17 protein-coding genes are annotated in these 21,698 nt (G+C 37.5%); 14 read left to right on the top strand and 3 right to left on the bottom strand.

All coding sequences use genetic code 11. From position 1 onward, the window contains the following. Window positions 1-3: 3 nt before the first annotated feature. The 6 genes from MR062_RS11285 (at window position 4) to MR062_RS11260 (ending at window position 9,106) form a co-directional block, all read left to right on the top strand. Window positions 4-1,194 (top strand): acetyl-CoA C-acyltransferase, encoded by a 1,191-nt coding sequence (locus MR062_RS11285; protein WP_242204313.1) that lies wholly within the window; start codon window positions 4-6, stop codon window positions 1,192-1,194. A 33-nt stretch (window positions 1,195-1,227) separates the two neighbouring features. After that, window positions 1,228-1,548, top strand: a complete 321-nt coding sequence (locus MR062_RS11280) for a four helix bundle protein (protein ID WP_242204312.1) — start codon at window positions 1,228-1,230, stop codon at window positions 1,546-1,548. 72 nt (window positions 1,549-1,620) lie between these two features. After that, a complete protein-coding gene (locus tag MR062_RS11275; RefSeq protein ID WP_242204311.1) occupies window positions 1,621-3,432 on the top strand; it encodes an acyl-CoA dehydrogenase family protein in 1,812 nt (603 codons plus the stop codon). 114 nt (window positions 3,433-3,546) lie between these two features. Then, window positions 3,547-5,193 carry a M1 family metallopeptidase gene (locus tag MR062_RS11270; RefSeq protein WP_242204310.1) on the top strand — a complete coding sequence of 549 codons (1,647 nt, stop codon included), beginning with the start codon at window positions 3,547-3,549 and terminating at the stop codon, window positions 5,191-5,193. 3 nt (window positions 5,194-5,196) lie between these two features. Then, window positions 5,197-5,766 carry a YdeI/OmpD-associated family protein gene (locus MR062_RS11265; RefSeq protein WP_242204309.1) on the top strand — a complete coding sequence of 190 codons (570 nt, stop codon included), beginning with the start codon at window positions 5,197-5,199 and terminating at the stop codon, window positions 5,764-5,766. A gap of 103 nt (window positions 5,767-5,869) precedes the next feature. Further along, a complete protein-coding gene (locus MR062_RS11260) occupies window positions 5,870-9,106 on the top strand; it encodes a WD40/YVTN/BNR-like repeat-containing protein (RefSeq protein ID WP_394800534.1) in 3,237 nt (1,078 codons plus the stop codon). A gap of 54 nt (window positions 9,107-9,160) precedes the next feature. Here the strand turns inward: MR062_RS11260 and MR062_RS11255 are convergent, their stop codons facing one another. Then, the gene (locus MR062_RS11255; RefSeq protein WP_242204308.1) at window positions 9,161-9,838 is read right to left on the bottom strand and encodes a Crp/Fnr family transcriptional regulator; all 678 of its coding nucleotides are present in this window, start codon (window positions 9,836-9,838) and stop codon (window positions 9,161-9,163) included. A 108-nt stretch (window positions 9,839-9,946) separates the two neighbouring features. On the opposite strand from MR062_RS11255, the gene MR062_RS11250 reads away from it, so the two are divergent. The 8 genes from MR062_RS11250 (at window position 9,947) to MR062_RS11215 (ending at window position 18,668) form a co-directional block, all read left to right on the top strand. Then, window positions 9,947-12,322, top strand: coding sequence for a heavy metal translocating P-type ATPase (locus MR062_RS11250; RefSeq protein ID WP_242204307.1), 2,376 nt, complete (start codon window positions 9,947-9,949; stop codon window positions 12,320-12,322). Window positions 12,323-12,387: 65 nt separating this feature from the next. Next, the gene (gene ccoS, locus MR062_RS11245; protein WP_242204306.1) at window positions 12,388-12,573 is read left to right on the top strand and encodes a cbb3-type cytochrome oxidase assembly protein CcoS; all 186 of its coding nucleotides are present in this window, start codon (window positions 12,388-12,390) and stop codon (window positions 12,571-12,573) included. A gap of 9 nt (window positions 12,574-12,582) precedes the next feature. Next, complete coding sequence (gene ccoN / locus MR062_RS11240; RefSeq protein ID WP_242204305.1) at window positions 12,583-14,775, top strand: cytochrome-c oxidase, cbb3-type subunit I; 2,193 nt, start codon at window positions 12,583-12,585, stop codon at window positions 14,773-14,775. Window positions 14,776-14,779: 4 nt separating this feature from the next. Continuing rightward, entirely contained in the window at window positions 14,780-14,965 is a 186-nt protein-coding gene (locus MR062_RS11235; protein ID WP_242204304.1) for a CcoQ/FixQ family Cbb3-type cytochrome c oxidase assembly chaperone, read from the top strand. Between the two features lie 86 nt (window positions 14,966-15,051). Next, window positions 15,052-15,975 carry a cbb3-type cytochrome c oxidase N-terminal domain-containing protein gene (locus tag MR062_RS11230; protein WP_242204303.1) on the top strand — a complete coding sequence of 308 codons (924 nt, stop codon included), beginning with the start codon at window positions 15,052-15,054 and terminating at the stop codon, window positions 15,973-15,975. 70 nt (window positions 15,976-16,045) lie between these two features. After that, window positions 16,046-17,470, top strand: coding sequence for a cytochrome c oxidase accessory protein CcoG (gene ccoG, locus MR062_RS11225; protein WP_242204302.1), 1,425 nt, complete (start codon window positions 16,046-16,048; stop codon window positions 17,468-17,470). A gap of 48 nt (window positions 17,471-17,518) precedes the next feature. After that, entirely contained in the window at window positions 17,519-17,965 is a 447-nt protein-coding gene (locus MR062_RS11220; RefSeq protein ID WP_242204301.1) for a FixH family protein, read from the top strand. Window position 17,966: 1 nt separating this feature from the next. Beyond that, on the top strand, window positions 17,967-18,668 hold the full coding sequence (locus MR062_RS11215; protein ID WP_242204300.1) for a sulfite exporter TauE/SafE family protein: 702 nt from the start codon (window positions 17,967-17,969) through the stop codon (window positions 18,666-18,668). Between the two features lie 514 nt (window positions 18,669-19,182). Here the strand turns inward: MR062_RS11215 and MR062_RS11210 are convergent. Together MR062_RS11210 and hemN are read right to left on the bottom strand one after the other, a co-directional pair. Continuing rightward, a complete protein-coding gene (locus MR062_RS11210; protein ID WP_242204299.1) occupies window positions 19,183-20,013 on the bottom strand; it encodes a universal stress protein in 831 nt (276 codons plus the stop codon). A gap of 85 nt (window positions 20,014-20,098) precedes the next feature. Beyond that, window positions 20,099-21,463: an oxygen-independent coproporphyrinogen III oxidase gene (hemN, locus tag MR062_RS11205; protein WP_242204298.1), complete on the bottom strand. Its 1,365-nt coding sequence runs from the start codon at window positions 21,461-21,463 to the stop codon at window positions 20,099-20,101. Window positions 21,464-21,698 lie beyond the last annotated feature (235 nt).

Genomic DNA, 21,698 nt, shown 5'->3' with positions numbered 1-21,698 from the left:
TTTATGAAAACAGCATATATAGTCAAAGCATACAGAACAGCAGTTGGGAAAGCCCCTAAAGGTGTATTTCGGTTTAAAAGAGCCGATGAATTGGGCGCTGAAACCATTCAATACATGATGAAAGAATTACCCAATCTTGAAGTTTCAAGAATTGATGATGTAATTGTAGGCAACGCCATGCCCGAAGGCTCACAAGGCTTAAATATGGCGCGGTTTATTTCACTCATTGGTTTAAATAGTATTGATGTGCCTGGCGTAACGGTAAACAGGTTTTGTTCTTCAGGTATTGAAACCATAGGCATCGCTACTGCTAAAATTCAGGCCGGTATGGCCGATTGTATTATAGCAGGCGGTTCCGAAAGTATGAGCGCTGTACCTATGACAGGGTTTAAACCAGAGCTCAATTACGATACCATAAAAGCTGGTCACGAAGACTATTACTGGGGTATGGGCAATACGGCTGAAGCTGTAGCTAAACAGTTTAAAGTATCTCGTGAAGACCAAGATGCTTTCGCTTATAACTCCCATCAAAAAGCCCTGAAAGCACAAGCTGAAAACCGATTTCAAGATCAAATTGTACCCATTGAAGTTGAACAAACGTACATTGACTCCAATGGCAAAAAAACTACAAAAACCTATACCGTTACCAAAGACGAAGGCCCTCGTGCAGATACAAGCCTGGAAGCATTGGCTAAACTACGTCCTGTTTTTGCTCAAGGTGGTACAGTAACAGCTGGGAATTCATCCCAAATGAGTGATGGTGCTGCTTTTGTTATGGTTATGAGTGAAACCATGGTTAAAGAACTTAACCTGGAACCTATTGCACGTTTGGTAAGCTATGCGGCCGTAGGTGTAGAACCCCGCATTATGGGAATTGGGCCTGTAAAAGCCATCCCCAAAGCCTTAAAACTTGCAGGATTGAAGCAAGATGATTTAGATTTAATTGAATTGAATGAGGCCTTTGCCTCCCAATCGCTAGCCGTTATTAGGGAATTAAATTTAAATCCGGATTTAGTAAACGTTAATGGTGGTGCCATCGCTCTTGGTCATCCGCTGGGATGTACAGGAGCTAAATTATCGGTTCAATTGTTTGATGAAATGCGAAAGCGCAACATGAAAAACAAATATGGCGCTGTTACTATGTGTGTAGGTACGGGGCAAGGCGCTTGTGCCATTTTTGAATTTCTTAATTAGAACCAAGACTTTTAGAAACTAGAACAAAGACAGATGCACAACTTTAAAAAATTAAAAATTTGGCAAGAAGGAATAGAACTAGTAAGAGATAACTATAAGCTTACCAGAACATTTCCAGATTTTGAGAAATTTGGATTAGTAATACAAATGAATAGAAGTGCTGTTTCAATACCCTCAAATATTTCAGAAGGATCAAGTAAAAGCTCAGACAAATATTTTAATAAATATTTAGAAGATAGCTTAGGATCTGCTTTTGAATGGGAAACTCAATTGATAGTAGCCTATAATGAAAACTATCTCAGTGAAGATAAGTTTAACGAACTAGATCAAAAAACAATAAAATTCAAAAAATGATTTCAAGATTTCAATCAGGGTTAAATCTATAAATCTTGGTTCTTGACTCTTGATTCTATTAATTCGAACACCATGAAAGAAACAGAAAAAAACATATTAAGAGGTGGTCAATTCCTCGTAAAAGAAACAACCTGCGAGGATGTATTCACGCCAGAAGATTTCAATGAAGATCAATTGATGATGAAAGAGGCCGTAACCGAATTTGTAGATCGCGAAATTTGGGCCAAAAAAGCGCAGTTTGAACAAAAAGATTATGCGCTAACCGAATCCTGTATGAAAAAAGCGGGCGAACTTGGCTTTTTAAGTGTTGCCGTTCCCGAAGCTTATGGCGGTATGGGTATGGGCTTTGTGGATACTATGTTGGTCTGCGACTATATTTCTGGCGCTACGGGTTCATTTAGTACGGCTTTTGGTGCGCATACCGGTATAGGAACGATGCCCATTACACTTTATGGTACCGAAGAACAAAAACAAAAGTATGTTCCAAAACTGGCCTCTGGTGAATGGTTTGGCTCCTATTGCTTAACAGAACCGGGTGCCGGTAGCGATGCCAATTCCGGTAAAACTAAAGCGGTACTTTCTGAAGACGGTAAAACCTATAAAATTACCGGACAAAAAATGTGGATTTCAAATGCTGGATTCTGTCATCTTATGATTGTTTTTGCCCGTATTGAAGATGATAAATACATTACCGGATTTATTGTAGAATACGACCCTGAAAATCCTAATGGCATTACCTTGGGTGAAGAAGAACATAAACTAGGCATTCGTGCTTCATCTACGCGCCAAGTATTTTTTAATGAAACCGAAGTTCCTGTTGAAAATATGCTTTCAACCAGGGGGAATGGTTTCAAAATTGCCATGAATGCCCTTAATGTGGGTAGGATAAAATTGGCTGTTGCCTGTCTAGATGCCCAACGTCGTGTGATTTCAGAATCTGTTAAATATGCCAATGAACGCATTCAATTTAAACGATCCATTTCCAGTTTTGGTGCCATTCAACAAAAATTAGCCGAAATGGCTACCAACTGTTGGGTTGGTGAAGCTGCTTGTTATAGAGCGGCAAAAAATATTGAAGACCGTATTGAACTCAGAAAAGACAATGGTAAAGATTCCCATCAGGAGGCAGAGCTTAAAGGTGTTGAAGAATATGCTATTGAATGCTCTATGCTGAAGGTGGCTGTTTCAGAATTCATCCAAAAATGTTCAGACGAAGGCATTCAAATCTTTGGAGGCATGGGCTTTTCCGAAGATACCCCAATGGAATCGGCTTGGAGAGATGCTCGTATAACAAGAATTTACGAAGGCACCAACGAAATCAACCGCATGCTTTGCATTGGTATGCTCATCAAAAAAGCCATGAAAGGCCATGTAGACGTGCTCACCCCCGCCATGGCCGTTAAGGAAGAACTAATGGGCATTCCGTCATTTGAGACTGCAGATTATTCTGAGCTGTTTTCAGAAGAAAAAAGTATCATCAAAAATTTAAAGAAACTCTTTTTAATGGTTGCCGGGGCAGCCTTGCAGAAATATGGCGAACAAATAGAAGAACAACAACAGCTTATGTTGGCTGCATCCGATATTTTGATTCAAATTTATTTGGCGGAATCTGCAATTCTACGCGCCGAAAAAATGGCAAAAACCAAAGGAGAAGAAAATGCAAAAGAGCAAATAGCTATGGCAAAACTAAACCTGTTCCATGCCATAGATGTTATTGAAACTGCTGGAAAACATTCCATTATTTCATTCTCTACCGGTGATGAACAACGTATGATGCTTATGGGTCTAAAACGTTATATTAAATATAATAACATGCCCAACATTATCGAATTAAGGCAAATTATAGCTAATAAAGTTATTCAGGAGAATACCTATTGTTTTTAATTTTAAGTGACTAACTCAAATTGTAGGAAGCGTTCTAAAATAAATTTAGAACGCTTTTTATATTAACAAACCCTTAAGAAACATTTTAGTTAACTTTAGGGCAAAATTAGAACCATGATTATCCGTTACAGCTTATTCCTTTTTTTAACAATAGCATTAACCTTTTCAGGGAACTCACAAGGTTTATTACAAGAGAAAAACCACTTTACCAGACAAGACACCTTAAGAGGTAGCATTACCCCAGAGCGTGCTTGGTGGGACCTTACCTATTACCATTTGGACATAAAGGTGAATCCTGACCAAAAACACATTTCAGGAAAGAATACCATTCAGTATAAAGTACTGGAACCCCATACGGTTATGCAAATAGACTTGCAACCGCCTTTAACACTTACCAAAGCGATTCAAAATGGTAAGGAACTACAAATTAAACATGAAGGTAATGCCCATTTTATCAAGCTTGAGGGTGAACAAAATACCAGTGCCACTAATACCATTGATGTTTATTATGAAGGACAACCTAGAGAAGCCGTTAGGGCGCCTTGGGATGGCGGTATATCCTGGAAAAAAGATCAAAACGGTAATCATTTTATAGCATCGTCCTGCCAAGGTTTGGGAGCTAGTGTTTGGTGGCCCTGTAAAGACCATATGTACGATGAGGTAGATAGTATGCTTATAAGTGTTAATGTGCCTTCTAAATTAATGAATGTATCGAACGGTAGACTAAGAAAGGTAGAGCAAATTGGTGATACCAAAACCTACCATTGGTTTGTTAAAAATCCAATAAACAACTATGGTGTAAACATTAACATTGGTGATTACGCTAATTTTTCGGAGGTTTATGATGGGGCAGGCGGAAATTTACTAATGGATTACTATGTATTGAAAGACAATCTAGAAAAAGCAAAAGTGCACTTTAAAGACGCTACAAAGATGATGGAAGCTTTTGAATATTGGTTCGGACAATACCCTTTTTATGCCGATAGCTTTAAACTGGTAGAAGTCCCTTATTTAGGCATGGAACACCAAAGCTCCGTGACCTATGGTAATGACTACCAAAAAGGCTATAAAGGCACCGATTTATCTGGTACCGGTTGGGGGCTAAAATTCGACTTTATAATTATACATGAAGCAGGACACGAATGGTTTGCCAATAACATCACCTATAAGGATATTGCCGACATGTGGATACACGAGAGCTTTACGGCCTATTCTGAAAATTTATTCTTGGATTATTACTATGGAAAACAAGCTTCGGCAGATTACGTTATTGGCACTAGAAAAAACATTTTAAATGATAGGCCAATAATAGGCATCTATAACGTAAACCATGAAGGGTCTGGTGATATGTACTATAAAGGCGCTAACATGTTGCACACCTTGAGACAACTTATTGAAGATGACGAAAAATGGCGAAAGATTCTACGTGGTTTAAATAGAACGTTTTATCATCAAACCGTTACCACACAACAAATTGAAGATTATATAAGCAAAGAAACAGGTTACGATCTAACCGAATTTTTCAATCAGTATTTAAGAACCACTATGGTTCCAACATTGGAATACAAAATCGATGGCAAAACCTTAAAGTATAGATGGAACAACATTATAGCAAAGTTTGACATGCCCGTTGAAGTTAATATCAACAAAAACAAACAATGGTTGTACCCCAATGCCGATTGGAAAACACTTACTCAAGATGAAAATATAAAAGCTTTTGAAGTGGACAGGGATTTCTATGTAACATCAAAAAAAATATAAGATTTGGAAGGTTTCCCAGAACTTTATTTCGAGCGTGACACCGATTGGTACGATTGGCTATTACAAAATCATAAGACCTCAAAAGGCGTTTATTTAATATTCTACAAATTGGAGCTAAATGTACCCACTATGCGGTGGGAAGAGGCCGTAAAAGTGGCTTTATGCTTTGGTTGGATAGATTCTACCGTTAAAAGCTTAGGCAATGGCAAACGCAGGCAATATTTCACGCCTAGAAATCCAAAAAGTGTTTGGAGTGCCTTAAACAAAAGGTACATAGAAGCATTAAAGTTAGATAACCTAATGCATGAGAGTGGATTAAAAACCATTGAAATTGCTAAAGCAAATGGTAGTTGGACGGCTCTAGACGATGTGGAAAATGAAGTGATTCCCGAAGATTTGGAAATGGCCTTCAATACTAATCCCAAGGCCTTAAAGAATTATAAAAATTTTGCACCTTCCTATAGAAAGAGCTACTTATACTGGTTAAACCAGGCCAAAAGGGACGCTACACGAGAAAAGCGAATTAAGGAAATTATTGAACTATGTGAAGCAAATATTAAATCGAGAGGGTAACTTAAAAAGAGATTACCAATATATTTTTTAGGACACCTCATTATTTTTTTTGTATATTCATTCCTACATTAAACTGAAACATCTATAACTTAAATTTAAAAGTGTGAAAAGAATAACTACCCTAACCATGCTATTGTGCATTGCCTTACTTTCTGCCCAAGAATTTACAATGGATATGCTTAAAGACATGCGCCCAAGAAACATAGGCCCCGGAGGCATGTCCGGTCGTGTTACAGCTATAGATGTGGTACATGCTAACCCAGACATCATGTACGTTGGGACTGCTTCCGGTGGGTTATGGAAATCTACTTCAGGAGGTATAAAATGGGATCCCGTTTTCGAAAAGGAAGCTACCGCATCCATTGGAGCAGTGGCTATCCAGCAATCTAACCCCAGTGTGATCTGGGTAGGTACAGGCGAAGGAAACCCCCGAAACAGTTTAAATGGTGGTTTTGGTATTTACCGCTCTTTAGATGCCGGTAAAAGCTGGGCTATTATGGGGCTTGAAAACACTAGGCACATCCATCGTGTAATCATAGATCCTACAAACCCTAACGTTGTTTATGTAGCAGCAATAGGTTCACCTTGGGGAGAACACGCCGAACGTGGCATATTTAAAACAATTGATGGAGGCAAAACGTGGGAACGTATATTATTTGCCAATAACAGAACGGGGGCTGCCGATCTGGTTATGGATCCTTCAAACCCCAATAAATTAATAGCTGCAATGTGGGAACACAAGCGAGATCCTTGGTTTTTTAAATCCGGTGGTGAAGGCTCAGGGCTCCATATTACACATGATGGTGGGAACACATGGAAAAAATTAACCGATGAAGATGGCTTACCCAAAGGAAATTTAGGACGCATTGGTATTGCTATAGCGGCAAACAAACCCAATGTAGTTTATGCACTTATTGAGGCCAAAAAGAATGCTTTATATAAAAGTGTGGATGGTGGATTTAAATGGAAAAAGATTAACGATAAAGAAGACATAGGGAATAGACCATTCTATTACTCCGATATATTCGTGGATCCTCAAAATGAAAACAGGGTTTACTCGGTATTCACCTATATAAATGTTAGTGAAGATGGCGGAAAGAATTTCACGCAACTCATGCCTGCCTATGGCGTTAATAATGGTATTCATCCAGATCATCATGCTTGGTGGATACATCCAGAACACGGCAATTTCATGATTGATGGGAATGACGGTGGCATGAACATTACCAAAGACGGTGGTGCAACTTGGCGTTTTATTGGAAACCTGCCCGTTGCCCAGTTCTACCACATCAATGTGGATAACGACATCCCCTATAACGTCTATGGTGGCATGCAAGATAACGGTTCATGGAAAGGACCATCCTATGTATGGCGTAGCCAAGGTATTCGTAATTCGTATTGGCAAGAAATCTCGTTTGGAGATGGTTTCGATGTTATTCCCGATAAAGAAAACCCTCGTTATGGCTGGTCTATGAGCCAACAAGGTTATGTAAGTCGATACGATGCCGAAACCGGTAACAACTATTTAGTTAGGCCCACACATCCCGACCCAGAAGTTAAACTGCGTTTTAATTGGAATGCTGCCATTAATAGTGATCCTTTTGATAATAGTACCCTTTACTTCGGAAGTCAATTTGTACATAAATCGACAGACAAAGGCTTAACATGGTCCCTTATTTCTGAAGATTTGACCAGCAACGATCCCGAAAAGCAAAAACAAGACAATAGTGGCGGATTGACCCTTGATGCCACTGGAGCTGAAAATCACTGTACCATATTGGTAATTGAACCTTCCCCTATTGAAAAGGACATGATCTGGGTAGGCACCGACGATGGCCGTGTGCACATTACCCGCAATGGTGGCACCTCATGGATCGATGTCTCCAAGAACATAAAAAACTTACCACAAGGAAGCTGGATTCCCCAAATAAAGGCCTCCAACAAACATCGGGGAGAAGCTTTACTGATTGCCAATGATTACAGACGATTTAATTACACGCCCTACGCCTACAGAACCAAAGACTATGGTAAAACCTGGCAACGCATTGTGGACGAAACTGATGTAAAAAGTTATGCCCTTTGCATTATAGAAGACCTGGAAGAACCCAATCTTCTTTTTTTAGGTACCGATGACGGCCTGTATATTTCCTTTGATACTGGAAACAAGTGGACTAAATGGACAGAAGGCTTTCCCAGTGTTTCCGTTAAAGATCTGGTAATTCACCCTAGAGAAGACGATCTTGTTATAGGGACATTTGGTCGCGCTGCCTGGGTTATTGACAATATTCGCCCACTACGAGCTTTAGCTAAAGACCCACAAATAGCCAACAAAAAACTCACTATGTTCCAACCTTCAACTGCTTACTTAGCAGCTTACCAACAACCCACGGGAAGCCGATTTGGCGGCGATGCCATTTTTAACGGGGAAAATAGAAGTTCAGGAGCTATTATCCCATACTTCGTAACTATTGCTAAGAAGGATAAACAAGAAGAAGATACCAATGGTTATAAGGACAAAGACAAAGAGGGTGCCAAGGAATCCGAAGATACTGAGTCTCAAGAGGAACAATCCAAGGCAATTAAATGGGATTCCCTTTTTATGAAGATATATGATGGGGATCGCTTAATAAGGACCTTAAAACAAAAGGCTCCCAATGAAACAGGGTTTCATAAGTGGATCTGGCATCTCAATGAAAAAGGACCCGATCAGGCATCACGTACCATCCAAAAAAACAACCATGAATCCAGTGGTGTGACAGTAAAGCCCGGCACCTATAAATTGGTTATGACCTTTGGAGATCAAACTTCAGAAACCAATGTTACAGTAAAAAGTGATCCGAGGTTAAACAGATCCCAAGAATCTATAGATGCTGTTTACGATGCACTGAAGCAAATTGAAACCATGCAACAAACAATGGCAAATGCTGTTAAACAGTTAAATGAAAGTAAAGAGATTGCAAAAAATTACCAAACCAATTTAACGGATTTAGATAAAATAGGATTTAAAGAAGAAATTAAGCTATCTAAAGACATTATAAAGCAAATAGACTCGCTAATTGATACATATTTAGGAAAGGAAGATAAACGGCAAGGCCTTACCCGTAATTCGAAGCCTCATGTTATACAACGTTTAAACCTAGCAAGTGGTTACGTGCAATCCAGACAAAACGGACTTAGTTCTACAGAAGAAACCTTGATTACACACGCAAAGAATGCCCTAAACGACGCATTAGACAAGACCAACACATTTTTTAATTCAGAATGGAAGTCTTACAAAATTAAAATGGAAGGATTAAAAGCAAATCCATTTAAGGACATCAAGACCTTTCAAAAGTTTTAGATATTGCATAAAAGAGAGGGTATTTAATATTTTTAAAACCTTCTTTTTATTTGCTTACTCCACAAACTTCAAGCCATTCAAATTTTCAATCTTAATATATTTTCCTGTTGTAGATATTAAGCCATCCTTTTTAAACTGAGACAATACCCTAATGGCCGATTCTGTAGCCGTACCAACAATATTGGCAAAATCTTCACGCGAAAGAATAACACTTAATGTACCATCTGGATTTGTACCAAAACTATCGTGTATATAAACCAAGGTCTCTGCCAAACGTTGTCTAACCGATTTCTGGGCCATGTTAACAATAACATCGTCGGCTTCTTTTAAATCGTGTGCCATTTCTTTTAAAATCTCAAACGAAAAGTTTGCATTTTTTTGAAGATCGGCAATGATTTCACTCTTCGGAATAAAACAAACTTCCATATCGTTTAAAGCAGTGGCCTGTAAATTAGAGCTCTCATCTGTAACCAACGAGCGTTGCCCTATCAATTGCCCTTTAACCACCATTTTTACAATTTGGTCCTTACCATTTTCGCTTAACTTGGAAAGCTTACAAATTCCATCCTTAACGCAATAAACCCCATTAATATTTTCTCCTTCTTCAAAAAGAATCTCTCCTTTTTTGATGGTTTTTGAGGTTTTACATTTAGAAATTCGAACTAATTCATCGCTAGTCAAAGCTTTAAGTGAATTAAACTGTTTTATTATGCATTGCTCGCATTTGCCCATACCAAAATTCTTATTTGTTTTTCAAAAATAAGCAAAACATGACATATATCATATTAAAATATATCCAATATACTAACCTTTGCAACAGGTATAATTAGAGCAAATATTATGGAGTATAGAACATGCTTCCACTGTGGATTGGATGCCACATCTTCTGGTATTCTTTATGATGACAAATCGTTTTGTTGCAATGGATGCCAAACGGTTTACGAAATTTTTAGCAGCAACGACTTAACTTGCTATTACGATTTACAACAAGCCCCAGGGACCACTCCCAAAGACATTGAAGGCAAATATAATTTTTTGGATAACCAAAAGATCATAGAACAATTGCTGGAATTTAATGATGACGACATGCAAATTGTAACGCTTTACATACCGCATGTGCATTGCAGTTCCTGTATTTGGATCCTGGAAAACTTAAACAAGTTAAATCCTGCTGTTAGTACCTCTATGGTTAACTTCGGAAAAAAAACAGTTAGGGTTTCCTATAATCCAGAACATCTTTCTTTAAAAGACCTTGTGATAGTATTGAGCAGTATTGGTTACGAACCTTACATTAGCCTAGAGGACTATAGTGTTGGAAAAAAACACGTAGACCGTTCGTTGATTTATAAATTGGGGGTTGCTGGCTTTGCCTTTGGCAATGTTATGTTTTTATCGTTCCCAGAATATTTTCAGGTAGAAGAATTTTGGCTGGAACAATACAAGCATCTTTTTAGATGGTTAATGTTTAGCTATTCGATACCGGTTGTTGTTTACGCCGCCCAAGATTATTTTATTTCGGCTTACAAGGGCTTACGATCTAAAATTCTTAATATAGACGTACCTATTGCCCTAGGAATTATTGTTCTTTTTGTTCGTAGCTCTGTCGAAATTATCCTCAATATGGGATCAGGCTTTTTCGACAGCTTAACCGGACTTGTTTTCTTTTTGCTTTTAGGGAAGTTCTTTCAGCAAAAAACCTATAGCTTCCTCTCGTTTGAACGGGATTACAAATCGTATTTCCCGATTGGCATTACAAGGGTTACACAAGATAACAAAGAAGAATCCATACAGGTTTACGATATTGAAAAAGGGAATCGCCTTTTAATAAGGAACGAAGAACTTATTCCTGTAGATTGTATTTTAATAAAAGGTAAGGCAAGAATTGATTACAGTTTTGTTACAGGCGAGTCCAAAGCCGTTACAAAGCACTCTGGCGACAAACTCTTTGCCGGGGGCAAACAATTGGAAGGCAGCATTGAAGTAGAAGTACTAAAATCGGTAGAACAAAGTTACCTCACCCAATTATGGAGTAATGATGTGTTTAAGAAAGATAAAGCATTGTCTTTCACCAACATTACTAACCGTATTAGTAAAAGCTTTACCATTAGTATTCTGTTAATTGCGTTTGTAGCAACCTCTTTTTGGCTAGTAACAGACTCAAGTAAAGCCCTAAATGTCTTTACATCGGTACTCATTATTGCTTGCCCATGCGCTATAGCTTTGGCCGCTCCTTTTACATTTGGTAACATTTTAAGGATTCTGGGAAAGAAAAAATTCTATTTAAAAAATGCTTCGGTCATTGAAAAACTCGCAAAAATCAATACCATCATTTTTGATAAAACAGGCACCATAACCGCTAATAAAGAAACTGCCATAAATTATGAAGGGCTGCAACTATCTAAAGATGAAGAAACCTTATTAAAAAGCACGTTACGAGGTTCAAACCACCCATTAAGCCGCTCATTATACAGCATCTTAAAATCCAATGATATTATTTCTTTGGATTACTTCGAAGAGCATTTAGGCCAAGGGATTGAAGCCAAACATAGGAATGCCAACATCAAGGTGGGATCTGCCCCTTTTGTGGGACATGCTATAGATACAGCCACATTAAATACTTCGGTACATATTAGCACCAACAATAGTTACAAAGGAAAGTTTACATTCTTCAATAAGTATAGAGCTGGATTGTCCAAATTATTCAATACCCTTAAAAAGGAATACGATTTGGTAATACTATCTGGTGATAATGCAGGTGAAAAAGACAATTTAACCAAATTATTGCCTACTAAAACCAAGTTATTATTTAATCAAAAGCCAGAAGACAAACTGGAATATATCAAATTTCATCAAACCGAAGGCGCTAGGGTATTAATGATAGGTGACGGTCTAAACGATGCTGGTGCATTGGCCCAGAGTGATGTTGGTATAGCCATTTCAGAAAACGTCAATGTATTTTCCCCGGCTTGCGATGCCATTTTAGATGCTTCAAAATTTAACCATTTGCATAAGTATATCAGCATTTCAAAATCAGCCATAAAAATCATCAAGTGGAGTTTTGTATTGTCCTTTGTTTATAATGTCATTGGTTTATATTTTGCCGTTACTGGACAACTATCTCCCGTAGTAGCAGCCATACTAATGCCATTGAGTTCTATTAGTATTGTGGCATTTACTACTGTAACAACCAACCTTTTAGCCAGAAAATTAAAATAACATGACAAAAGTCATTTTTTAACAATACACATGAAACTAATTTTGACCCATAACTTCAAACAGGTATGAGTGTTATATACATTTTATTAGCTATAAGCATTGCTGTGGCTGTTGGCTTCTTTATTGCCTTTGTATTGGCAGTAAGAAGCGGACAGTATGACGACAGCTATACGCCTTCGGTAAGAATGCTCTTTGAAGACGAACTCGTAAAAGAAAAAAACAATAAATCAGTACTAACCAAAAAAGATTAACAATTACTTATGGAAATGCAACAGTTTCATTACGATAACAAAATCGTTACCAAGTTCATTTATGCCACAATAGTATTTGGAGTAGTAGGCATGCTAGTAGGTCTTCTATTGGCCTTTTTGTTCTTATTTCCAAATCTTACCGATGGCATTTCGTGGTTAAGTTTTGGTCGCCTTAGGCCTTTACATACCAATGCTGTTATTTTTGCCTTTGTAGGTAATGCCATGTTTGCTGGTATTTACTATTCCCTGCAACGCTTGTTGAAAGCACGTATGGCAAGCGACCTGTTAAGCAACATTAACTTTTGGGGTTGGCAACTCATTATAGTGGCCGCCGCCATTACCTTGCCCCTTGGTATTACAACTTCTAAAGAGTATGCCGAATTGGAATGGCCCATCGATATTGCCATTGCATTAATTTGGGTTGTATTTGGTGTCAATATGATTTGGACGATCTTAAAACGGCGCCAGCGTCATTTATATGTGGCCATTTGGTTCTACATTGCCACCTTTGTCACTGTTGCTGTACTACATATTTTTAATAGTTTGGAACTTCCTGTAAGTGCCCTTAAGAGTTATTCTGTATACGCAGGTGTTCAAGACGCCTTAGTACAATGGTGGTATGGCCATAATGCTGTAGCATTCTTCTTAACAACACCGTTTTTAGGAATCATGTACTACTTTGTACCCAAAGCAGCCAATAGACCTGTTTATTCCTATAGGTTATCTATTGTACACTTTTGGTCATTAATCTTTATATATATCTGGGCTGGACCCCATCACTTATTGTATACCGCTTTACCAGAGTGGGCCCAAAATTTAGGTGTGGTATTTTCGGTAATGCTGTTAATGCCGTCTTGGGGAGGTATGATCAATGGACTACTAACGCTTCGTGGTGCTTGGGACAAGGTACGTACCGATCCTGTTTTAAAATTTATGGTTGTGGCCATTACCGGTTATGGTATGGCAACGTTTGAAGGCCCTACCCTATCCCTTAAAAACGTAAACGCCATTGCCCACTTTACCGATTGGATTATTGCCCACGTACACGTAGGCGCATTAGCATGGAACGGTTTTATGGCCTTTGGTATTATTTATTATTTAATTCCACGTTTATTTAAAACCAAACTGCATTCTTTAGGCTTGGCCAATTTACATTTCTGGTTAGGCACCTTGGGTATCATTATCTATGCACTCCCCATGTATGTAGCAGGATTTACCCAAGCCAGTATGTGGAAACAATTTAATCCTGATGGAACATTGGTTTATGGTAACTTCTTAGAAACAGTTACCGAAATAATGCCTATGTATGCCATGCGTGCCATTGGTGGTACCCTATACATTATAGGTCTACTTATTTTAGTTTACAATGTTATAGCTACTATTAAAAGTGGCAGTAAAGTGGAAGATGAATTGGCTGAAGCTCCTGCTTTGGAACGTGTGACCAAAAAACGTACCGCCAGTGAAGGATGGCATACTTGGTTGGAAAGAAGACCTGTACAATTAACCTTATTGGCAACCGTAGCTATTTTAATTGGTGGGGTCATTCAAATTGTACCAACTATTATGGTAAAATCGAATATACCAACCATTTCGAGTGTTAAACCTTATACACCACTTGAATTGGAAGGTCGCGACATTTACATACGAGAAGGCTGTGTGGGCTGTCACTCACAAATGATTCGTCCCTTTAGAAGTGAAGTAGAACGCTATGGCGAATACTCTAAAGCTGGTGAATATGTTTACGACCATCCCTTCCTATGGGGCAGTAAGCGTACTGGGCCGGACCTGCATCGTGTTGGAGGTAAATATTCTGATAATTGGCACTTTAACCACATGTACGATCCACAAAGTACCTCGTCGGGATCTATCATGCCACGTTACCCATGGTTAATTACTGGTAAATCAAGTGAGCTTGACAAATCACAAACCGAAGCCAAGATGAGAACCATGGTCTCCTTAGGTGTTCCTTATACCGATGCAGACATAGCCAATGCACAACAAAGCATGCTGGAACAAGGCTCTCAAATTGAAGAAAACCTTTATAGTGATCCTGATTTTGCCAAAAACTATGAGGCCAATAAAACTTATGCTGCTGAAAACGGTGAAGCGTTCGTTGAAATGAAAAACAGGGAAATAGTAGCGTTAATAGCCTATCTACAACGCTTAGGAACAGATATTAAAGTAGAAACTGCGCAAAACTAGTATTATGTTAAAATTTGTAAAAAACCATATGGACAGCATTACAGGTGTAGAGATCTACCCCATCATTTCCCTACTCATCTTTTTTATCTTTTTTGTAGTCCTAACGTGGTGGGTAGTAACCGCTAAAAAAGACTATATAAATAGTGTAAGCAATATGCCATTAGACAACCAAAACGACGATATATTATGAAACCGACTATTCAAAAACATGAATTCATATTCCAACCCTAATAGGAGGTTACATTTGTCCATTAAAAAACAATAAAAAACTATCAAATGAAAAACTTAGTTCCATCCTGGGTAAGAGTACCCATTGTATTCTTCATCATTTTTGGTGCTGTAGAATACTTTATAGACTCTGGAGACAAACCAGCATTTATAGAATACCCCAGTGTATTGCTGTTCCTTTTCTTAGTATTGCTTATTCTAATTGCCATTGAAGCTATTATAAGTGCTCTTGAAAACGTTATGCTACAAAAATTAGATGCAGAAGCCAAGGCACGCTTTTTGGCCGAAAAAGAAAAGTCATATCAATTTACTTGGTTGAAAAACGTTTATAAAAAGCTTTTAAAACAAAAACCACTTGAAGAAGAACACGAAATAATATTAGACCATAATTACGACGGTATTAAAGAATTGGACAACAGCTTACCGCCATGGTGGTTATACGGGTTCTATATTTCCATCATTTTTGCAGCGGTTTATCTCTTGAGGTATCACGTTTTTGATGGCCCAGGTCAATTAGACGAACTGGAAACAGAACTCGCCGATGCAAGAACAGCTATTGAAGAATATAAGAAAACAGCCAAGGACCTTGTAGATGTCAATACTGTAGAACAACTTACAGAGGCTTCAGATTTAAGTGCGGGAAAAGCCATTTATGAAACCAATTGTGTTGCCTGCCATATGATAGATGGCGGTGGTGGTATAGGCCCCAATTTAACCGATAAATACTGGATATTGGGAGGTGATATTAAGAGTGTATTCAAGACCATTTCTGAAGGTGGACGCTCTGGAAAAGGTATGGTTGCCTGGAAACAACAATTAAAACCTTTAGAAATTGCGCAAGTAGCCAGTTATGTTTTAACATTTCAAGGAACAACACCAGCCAACCCCAAAGATCCACAAGGTGATTTATGGGGAGGTGAAGACAATACAACTGAAAGCACCACAGAAACCCAAGTTGAACCTGTTCGATAAGAATAGATTAATAGCTCTAACAGACTCCCTTTATTTTTCATAACAAAGGGAGTCTTTAACCCCTAATCCATTGGAAACACCAAATAACGAAAAATTTAGAGACTCCATAGGTACCGTTACCGAAGAAGGTAAACGTGCATGGGTGTTTCCAAAAAAACCCAATGGAAAGTACTACGACAAACGTAAAATTGTTAGCTATTTCTTATTAGCATTTTTAATCTTATCGCCTTTCATCAAAATAAACGGCAACCAGTTTTTAATGTTTAATGTTTTAGAGCGACGTTTCAATATTTTTAGCTTTCCGTTTTGGCCCCAGGATTTTCACCTGTTTGTCATTTCCATGATTATAGGTGTTGTATTTATTACCTTATTTACAGTAGCCTTCGGACGTATTTTTTGCGGTTGGATTTGTCCGCAGACCATTTTTATGGAAATGGTATTTAGGCGCATTGAATATTGGATTGAAGGTGACAGAAACAAACAACGCAAATTAGATAGGCAAGTATGGGACTCTGAAAAAATTAAAAAGCGGATATTGAAATGGTTTATTTTTTTAGTAATATCCTTTTTAATTGCCAATGTCTTTTTGGCCTATCTTATAGGAAGCGATAAGCTATTACGTTATGTTAACGAGGGCCCGTTACAACATTTAAGCACGTTGTTTCCTCTAATTATTTTTACAGCGGTTTTCTATTTTGTCTTTGCATGGTTTAGGGAGCAGGTTTGCATTATTGCTTGTCCCTATGGTAGACTACAAGGGGTGTTACTGGACACTAAATCTATTGTAGTGGCCTATGACCATAAACGTGGTGAAGGTGAAAATGGCAGAAAAAAGTTTAGAAAAAATGAAGACAGACAGGCCCTAGGCCATGGCGACTGTATAGATTGCCTACAATGCGTACATGTGTGCCCCACTGGAATTGATATTAGAAACGGTACACAACTGGAATGCGTTAATTGTACGGCCTGTATTGATGAATGCGACCATATTATGGAAAGCATCAATTTACCAAAAGGTCTTATTCGTTATGCTAGTGAAGAAAACATAGAGCAAAAAGTACCTTTTAAGCTAACAGCTAGAATGAAAGGCTACATTGCAGTGTTATCTATATTGACAGGCTTATTAATTGGCATGTTATTTTTACGTAACGATGTTGAAGCTACAGTTTTAAGGCTGCCAGGACAACTTTACGAGCATAAAGACAATAATATTATAAGCAATGTATTTACCTATAAATTGGTAAATAAAACAAGCCACGATATTGACAACGTGAGCATAAAATTAATGTCGCATAAAGGAGAATTAAAATTGGTAGCTACAAGTGATACCTTTACTGTACCCAGTCAAGGAATTGCAGAAGGGACGTTGTTCGTAGAGATTAATAATTCTGTCCTATCGGGCGACCGAAATAAAATTAAGATTGGGGTGTATCAAGGCGATACCCTTATTGAAACTACCACGGCCAATTTTTTAGGGCCAAGGAGTTATAAGTAAGTTAATTAGTTATTAAGTTATTGGTTAATAGTTAAAAAAAACGAAGCAATGAAACTAAATTGGGGCACCGGAATTGTAATAGCATTTATAGGCTTTATTAGCTTTATCATGTATTTTATTATAACCATGAACGTGAATGACAAGTATGATCACGATTTAGTTACCGAGGATTATTATGGCGAAGAATTGGCCTATCAAAACGATATTGAAAAGCTAAAAAATGCGAAAACCCTAACCGAAAATATTAGCTATGAAAAAACTGGTGAAGGCTTAAAAATACTATTCCCCAAAAATTTAGATCACAAAAGAATTACCGGAAAAATGTTCCTATACAGACCATCTAACAAACAACTAGACTTTGAAACAGCTATTTCATTGTCTAACACATATTTGCTCATACCTGACAATCGTTTGGTAGATGGTCGTTGGAACATTAAAATAGATTGGCAATATAACGGAATTTCGTATTTATATAAAGAATCCATTAACTATTAACATGCTTATATCGGCATTCATATTAGGTTTATTGGGAAGTTTTCACTGTGTAGGCATGTGTGGGCCAATAGCCTTTATGTTGCCTGTAGACCGAACAAACAACTACAAAAAAATATCACAAATAACCGTTTATCATATAGGTAGATTAATAGCCTATAGTATTATTGGCCTTGCGTTCGGACTTATTGGCAAAAGCTTTTACTTGTTTGGATTACAGCAACAATTATCTATAGCTATTGGAGTAATCATGATTGTTCTGGTCTTGATACCTCAGCATAAGTTAAATAGCTATACCATTTCCAAACCCATTTACCGCATTATTTCGAAAATTAAATCGGCTTTAGGAAATGCCCTAAAGAAAAAAACGGCCGACACCTTTTTAACCATTGGTTTTTTAAACGGTTTTCTACCTTGTGGTTTGGTTTATATGGCTGTTTTTGCTGCCATTGCCAGTGGTAATGCTTTTAATGGCAGTATATACATGTCTGTTTTTGGTTTGGGCACCATACCCCTAATGACAACCGCTATTTACTTCAGTCAATTTTTAAAAGGAAGTATCAGACAAAAAATACAGCGGGCCATACCCATATTTGTTGTTATTATCGGACTCTTGTTTATACTTCGTGGTTTGGGCTTAGGCATCCCTTACCTCTCTCCTGCCCCTGTTTATGATGCTGTTTCCAACACTATGAACTGTCATTAACTCCTGGTAATAAAGTTTAAAAACCTCGGTTGTTCTCAGCTAAGCAGAATAGAAACTAATTAGAAATTCTAATTTTAAAGATCTTTTGTCTGCTCAATAAGAGTCACCTTAACTGGCAAACGAATTGTTTTCGAACAAAAAGTTCCCCTTTTATTAAGGAGGAGTGGATTCATTCCCAATTTAATGGGATGAAGACAAGGAAGTTTATTTGGTAAAGAATCATTTGTTATGATTACACTTAATAAATATATTTTAGTTGAGATCAAGTTTGGACTTTAACCCTTCCGTCTTTGATTTCTCTAACGAAATCAAATCCACCTTCCCTTAAAAAGGGAAGGCGTTGTTTTCGAATAAAAAATTTGGATTTATCTTAGAATGTTCAAGCCACCCATACCTAATAGCATTCATCCATTTAAAAAACATGATTTCACTTTAGTAACTTATCCAATAAAAAGGAGGCTCAATACAAAGCCCCCCTCATTAATTTGCTAAAATCAATTCAAAAATGATAATCTTAAATCTTAAAAGTTAAAACTGGTAAAGTAGCATGGTTGGCAACATCTTCACTTATACTACCTTCAAAAAAGTGGGCAATCCCCTTTTTTCCATGCGTTGATAAAGCTATTAAATCGGCTCCAATTTTATTGGCAAAAGTTAAAATACCATCTTCTATAGTATAGTCGTTTACATAATTAACACAATCCAACCTATCTAAATTACCATCGGCTTTCGTTAAAAAACTAACCACATTACGTTCTATTTCGGCCGAACTTCTAAAGCGATCGTTAGGTAAATTTACGTGTACCATATACAATTTAGCTTTCATTCTATCAAACATCTTTGTTGCCTTAATGAAAGATTCTATGCTTTCTTCTGAAAAATCACAAGCATAGACCACAACATCAAAGTTAACTTTAGGCAAGTCTTTTTTCACAACCAAAACAGGAATTTCAGAGTGACGCACTACCCGTTCTGTATTGGAGCCCACAAAAAATTCCTTAACGCCACTGGCGCCGTGGGATCCCATAACAATAAGATCTGCATTATGTTTTTGGGCAACATCGTTAACTTCGCTAAAAACTTTAAAGTGTTTAATTATGGGAGTTACTTTAACGTTTTTTAAGTAATCTTTTTTTAGGAATTCTTCAAACCGTTGTTCAGCCAGTTTTAAAAAGTAAATCACTTTTTGTGGGTCTTCCCCACTTGCTGTTAGCATGATATCGGACATTTCCAACATATGCAACGCCAATAATTCGGCATCATTCTTTAACGCTAATTTCGATGCTGCTTTCAAGGCATATTCTGAATGCTCTGAAAAATCTATGGGTACAATAATTTTTTTCATCTCTTTAATTTTTTGTTTTCCCTATTAACGGGAATGACAATTTTAAGGGTTTCTTGAAGTAAACTTCAAGACGCTTTTTGTCTAGTTAAACCGTCATAGAAAACAGTTTGGTTTCCGGCTGTTTTCTTTTTAATAATACATCAAACGCCATACAAATATTTCTAACAAACGGACGTCCCTTTTCAGTGACCTCAACATAGTCTGTCCCTATATTGATGAGCTTATCGTTTTCCATTTCCTTTAGTTCTATAAGAATATCGGGGAGCTCCTTAAAAAACAAATCATTTGCATTCCAAATCGTTTTAAATTGGCACATCAAGTTAAGAATATGTTTACGAATAATCAAATCTTCTTTGCTTAAAATATGGCCACGGTAGACAGGAATACTATTTTCATCCAATAATCTGTAGTAGCTTTCAATATCCTTAACATTTTGTGAAAAGCCATACCAACTATCACTAATGGAAGATACTCCCAATCCAATCATAGCTTGTGTTTTAGAAGCTGTATACCCCATAAAATTCCGATGTAGCTTTTCAGAAACCATGGATTTATAGAGTGAATCTGTCTTCAGAGCAAAATGGTCCATGCCTATTTCTTCATAACCCACTTCGGCAAGCAATTGTTTACCCAATTCGTATTGTTGCCGCTTTAACTCGGCCGACGGTAAATCAGAATCCTTAAATCCGCGTTGTCCATTCCCTTTTATCCAAGGCACGTGGGCATAACTATAGAAAGCAAGACGGTCTGGAAGCAACTCTTTTGTTTTTAAGATGGTTTCCTTAATGTGCCCTAGCGTTTGAAAAGGCAGGCCAAAAATAATATCATGGCCTACAGATGTATACCCTATTTCCCTCGCCAGTTCCGTAGCTCTTTTTACATGCTCAAAAGGTTGTATTCTATGTATCGCCTTTTGTACTACAGGATTATAATCCTGTACACCATAGCTTACGCGCCTAAAACCAACATCGTACAAGGCCTGTAAATGCTCGCGTGTGGTATTATTGGGGTGGCCTTCAAAACTAAATTCATAGTTTACGGCTAACGTGGCTTTGTTTAAAATACCTTTTATTAATCGGGTTAAATTTTCTGGACTAAAAAATGTTGGAGTACCTCCACCCAAATGCAATTCCTTAATTACTGGTTTATCACCCAATACATCCAAATACAATTGCCACTCCTTGAGCACCGCATTAATGTATGGAGACTCAACGTTATGCTGTTTGGTGATACGTTTGTTACAACCACAAAACGTACACAAGCTTTCGCAAAATGGCAAGTGAATATAAAGGCTTATACCTTCTTTTGAATTACTTTCTTGAAACGACCTAACCAATGAGGATTTCCATTTCTCCAACGAAAATGTCGTATTATCCCAATACGGTACTGTTGGATAACTGGTATAGCGCGGCCCCGCTACATTGTATTTTTTTACTAATGAACTTAACATACCTAACAATTATAGGACAAAACTAAACTTTCGCTGTCTTTAAAAAAATGACATATGTCATATCTAAAATTTGTTATTGGAATATTATTAGCTTAATTTTAATCAAAATTTCAATTGAACATAGTGATGCTATCAATTCTTTAATAATTCATAAATCAAATAGTCTAAACATGAACCCGACATAATTTGAACAATCAAAAGATCACGTCTAACCATTAAAAAACAATAAAAACAA

This window comes from Aestuariivivens insulae (genome assembly GCF_022662195.1).
In the GTDB taxonomy this organism is placed as follows: Bacteria; Bacteroidota; Bacteroidia; order Flavobacteriales; family Flavobacteriaceae; genus Aestuariivivens; species Aestuariivivens insulae.
This window is presented reverse-complemented; position numbering and strand designations above follow the sequence as displayed.

Bases quoted from the DNA above. Each gene is read 5' to 3' on its own strand.
- MR062_RS11285 (WP_242204313.1), top strand. From the start codon at position 4: ATGAAAACAGCATATATAGTCAAAGCATACAGAACAGCAGTTGGGAAA.
- MR062_RS11280 (WP_242204312.1), top strand. From the start codon at position 1,228: ATGCACAACTTTAAAAAATTAAAAATTTGGCAAGAAGGAATAGAACTA.
- MR062_RS11275 (WP_242204311.1), top strand. From the start codon at position 1,621: ATGAAAGAAACAGAAAAAAACATATTAAGAGGTGGTCAATTCCTCGTA.
- MR062_RS11270 (WP_242204310.1), top strand. From the start codon at position 3,547: ATGATTATCCGTTACAGCTTATTCCTTTTTTTAACAATAGCATTAACC.
- MR062_RS11255 (WP_242204308.1), bottom strand. From the start codon at position 9,838: ATGGGCAAATGCGAGCAATGCATAATAAAACAGTTTAATTCACTTAAA.
- MR062_RS11250 (WP_242204307.1), top strand. From the start codon at position 9,947: ATGGAGTATAGAACATGCTTCCACTGTGGATTGGATGCCACATCTTCT.
- ccoS (WP_242204306.1), top strand. From the start codon at position 12,388: ATGAGTGTTATATACATTTTATTAGCTATAAGCATTGCTGTGGCTGTT.
- ccoN (WP_242204305.1), top strand. From the start codon at position 12,583: ATGGAAATGCAACAGTTTCATTACGATAACAAAATCGTTACCAAGTTC.
- MR062_RS11235 (WP_242204304.1), top strand. From the start codon at position 14,780: ATGTTAAAATTTGTAAAAAACCATATGGACAGCATTACAGGTGTAGAG.
- MR062_RS11230 (WP_242204303.1), top strand. From the start codon at position 15,052: ATGAAAAACTTAGTTCCATCCTGGGTAAGAGTACCCATTGTATTCTTC.
- MR062_RS11220 (WP_242204301.1), top strand. From the start codon at position 17,519: ATGAAACTAAATTGGGGCACCGGAATTGTAATAGCATTTATAGGCTTT.
- MR062_RS11215 (WP_242204300.1), top strand. From the start codon at position 17,967: ATGCTTATATCGGCATTCATATTAGGTTTATTGGGAAGTTTTCACTGT.
- MR062_RS11210 (WP_242204299.1), bottom strand. From the start codon at position 20,013: ATGAAAAAAATTATTGTACCCATAGATTTTTCAGAGCATTCAGAATAT.
- hemN (WP_242204298.1), bottom strand. From the start codon at position 21,463: ATGTTAAGTTCATTAGTAAAAAAATACAATGTAGCGGGGCCGCGCTAT.